Origin of the sequence: Actinotalea sp. (assembly GCF_041597215.1) — a bacterium.
GTDB lineage: Bacteria > Actinomycetota > Actinomycetes > Actinomycetales > Cellulomonadaceae > Actinotalea.
In genome coordinates this window covers 1-2,462 of record NZ_JBFHHB010000336.1, presented here as the reverse complement: position 1 = coordinate 2,462, position 2,462 = coordinate 1, and the positions used below count along the sequence as shown (strand labels likewise).

Here is a 2,462-nt window from a genome sequence, read left to right as displayed (position 1 = left end):
GCGTCACCAGGCCGACGGCGCCCGCCGGGTCCAGGACGCCGGCGATCGCGGCCGCGGCCAGCTCGCCGACCGAGTGCCCGGCCGTCACGTCGACCACCGAGGAGGCCTCGCGCCCGTCGAGCAACGCCTGGAGGGCCAGGAGCGAGGCGGAGACGATGAGGGGTTGTGCGACGGCCGTGTCCCGGATGGTGTCGGCGTCGGACACCGTCCCATGGGTCTGCAGGTCGAGGTCAGCGGCCTCCGAGAACTCCGCGAGACGCTCGCCGACTCCGTCGAGCTCGAGCCATGGGGCGAGGAACCCGGGGGTCTGGGAGCCCTGTCCGGGGCAGATGAGTGCGAGCACCCGTCAACTGTGCCTGCACACGCCGTGCGGACGGCCCGACGACGGGCACCAAGCTCGCGCGGTGCGCTTGTGCGGAACCTACAACGTGACGCCTGCGTCGCCGAGCCGTCCGAGCGCGAGCGCGACCTGCAGGACATGGGCCTCGCGCGCGTCGAGCGGGTCCCAGCCCGTGACCTCTGCGACCTTGCGCAGGCGGTAGCGCACGGTGTTCGGGTGGACGTAGAGCACGCGGGCCGCCGCCTCGAGGGAGCGACCGTGCTCGATATGGGCCGTCAAGGTCTCGAGAAGGGACCCGCCGGCGGCGGACAAGGGCACGTACGCCTGCTCGACGAGCCGCGAGCGGGCGCTCGCATCACCGATCAGCACCCGTTCGGGGAGCAGGTCGTCAGCGGACACGGGGCGCGGAGCGCCCGGCCAGGCCGCGGCAGCGGAGAGCCCGGCGAGCGCAGCCGCCGCGGAGCGGCCGGCCTCACCGATGTTCGGGACGGCGGGACCGAGGACGACGGGTCCGGGACCGAAACGGTCGGCGAGCGTCGTGGCCGCTGCGCGAAGGTCTCCCTCACCGCCGAGCACGACGACGATCCGATCGCCCTGGATCCCCACGAGGGCGTCGTCCGTGGCACGCCGGGTGGCGCGACGGAGCTCGGCCGTGCGCACCTCGTCGATCCTGTGGGGTGCGTAGCCGACCATCACGAGCACGGTGCCGTGACCGCTCCAGCCGAGTGCGGCGACCCGCGAGTGCAGGGCGTCGTCCCGCTCGCCGCGCAGCAGGGCGTCCACCACGAGGGCCTCGAGGCGCGCGTCCCATGCGCCGCGGACCTCGGCGGCGCGGGCGTACACCTCCGCCGCCGAGAAGGCGACCTCCCGGGAGTAGCGCAGGACGGCCTCGCGCAGGTCCCGCTCGGACCCGGGGGCCGCGAGACGGTCGCTGTGGTCCTCGACGACCTCGACGATCCGGCGGACGAGCTGAAGCGTGTGCTGGAGGGAGATCGACCGGGTCAGCTCCGGGGGAGCGGCGGTGAAGATCTCCCCGACGCCGTGCGGCGCGGTGGTCGGATCGGCGTACCAGGTGATGAAGCTCGAGATCGCGGCCTGGACGACGAGCCCCGTCCACGAGCGGTCCTCGGCCGGCAGGGCCCGGTACCAGGGGAGGTCCTCGTCGAGCTTGCGCAGGGCGGCGGCCGCGAGCACGCCGGATCCGTCGTGCAGTCGGCGCAGGGTATGAGCCTGCGGCTCCGTCGACGTTGCCATGGCAGCGAGCATACGGGTGGCGGGGGCGAGTCGGGTGTCGTTCCTTGTAGGGAGCGCACAAGGACATACGGTGCGCCGGCGTCGCCGAACCGAGACCTCCGGGAGCCTGCCCCGGTGCGGCGGGTCAACGACGGCTATCGTCATGGCATGGGTCTGATCCAGCGATTGCGCCACTTGATCCGCCGCCCGGTCTCCGCCTCGACGGTCGGACTGCGGCGGCCGACGTCGGCACGGCACGACGACACCATCCACGAGGACGCCGTGCGGGCGACGCTCCACGAGAACCCGAACGACGCCCGCGCGTTCGCCGCGCTGGCGGAGATCGTCCGGCGGCACGCGGCGGAGTCGGCGAGCGCCGTCGACCCGCTGTCGGCAGAGGTCGACGACGACGCGACCCGACGCGCCGCCGACCTCGCGGTCTGGTCGCTCGCCGAGGAGCTCGCCGGCAACCCGCGAGCCTGGTTCCCGTTGATCGAGCTCGCCCGGCTGTCCATCGTCGACGATCGCGAGGGTGCGATGCGCCGGCTGGCCACGGCCGCCGAGCGGGACCCGTCCGGTGCCGCCCTCGCGGAGGGGCTCGCCGTCCTGCGGGGGGCTGACCTCCCGGTCGAGGCCCTCGGCCTCGGCGTCGGTCACTGGCGGGTGCGGGAGCACGACGTCATCGTCGGCCGGCACCTCGCCCTCGCCGCTCTCGAGGCGGAGCGGCCGGCAGAGGCGCGGCACCACCTCGACTCGATGCGCCTGCACCCCGACCACGCGGCCGTCGAGGCCGTGCGGGCGGAGATCGAGCCGATGATCGACGGCGCCGAGCGCCGCGCAACCACCTGAGTCACCCAGGACGACGAACGCGGGCCCCGAGGGAGACCTC

General features: G+C 74.0%; 2 protein-coding genes and 1 pseudogene. 1 reads left to right on the top strand and 2 read right to left on the bottom strand.

The genetic code is table 11. From position 1 onward, the window contains the following. Both ABWK99_RS15650 and ABWK99_RS15645 read right to left on the bottom strand, forming a co-directional pair. A pseudogene (locus tag ABWK99_RS15650) lies at nt 1-343 on the bottom strand (ACP S-malonyltransferase); the annotation flags it as partial. 78 nt (nt 344-421) lie between these two features. Beyond that, complete coding sequence (locus ABWK99_RS15645; RefSeq protein ID WP_372595614.1) at nt 422-1,594, bottom strand: PucR family transcriptional regulator; 1,173 nt, start codon at nt 1,592-1,594, stop codon at nt 422-424. Between the two features lie 147 nt (nt 1,595-1,741). On the opposite strand from ABWK99_RS15645, the gene ABWK99_RS15640 reads away from it, so the two are divergent. Further along, nucleotides 1,742-2,422: a hypothetical protein gene (locus tag ABWK99_RS15640; protein WP_372595613.1), complete on the top strand. Its 681-nt coding sequence runs from the start codon at nt 1,742-1,744 to the stop codon at nt 2,420-2,422. The last annotated feature ends 40 nt before the right edge of the window (nt 2,423-2,462 follow it).

Excerpts from the sequence above, each read along its gene's own strand:
- ABWK99_RS15640 (WP_372595613.1), top strand. The coding sequence starts at position 1,742 with ATGGGTCTGATCCAGCGATTGCGCCACTTGATCCGCCGCCCGGTCTCC.
- ABWK99_RS15645 (WP_372595614.1), bottom strand. The coding sequence starts at position 1,594 with ATGGCAACGTCGACGGAGCCGCAGGCTCATACCCTGCGCCGACTGCAC.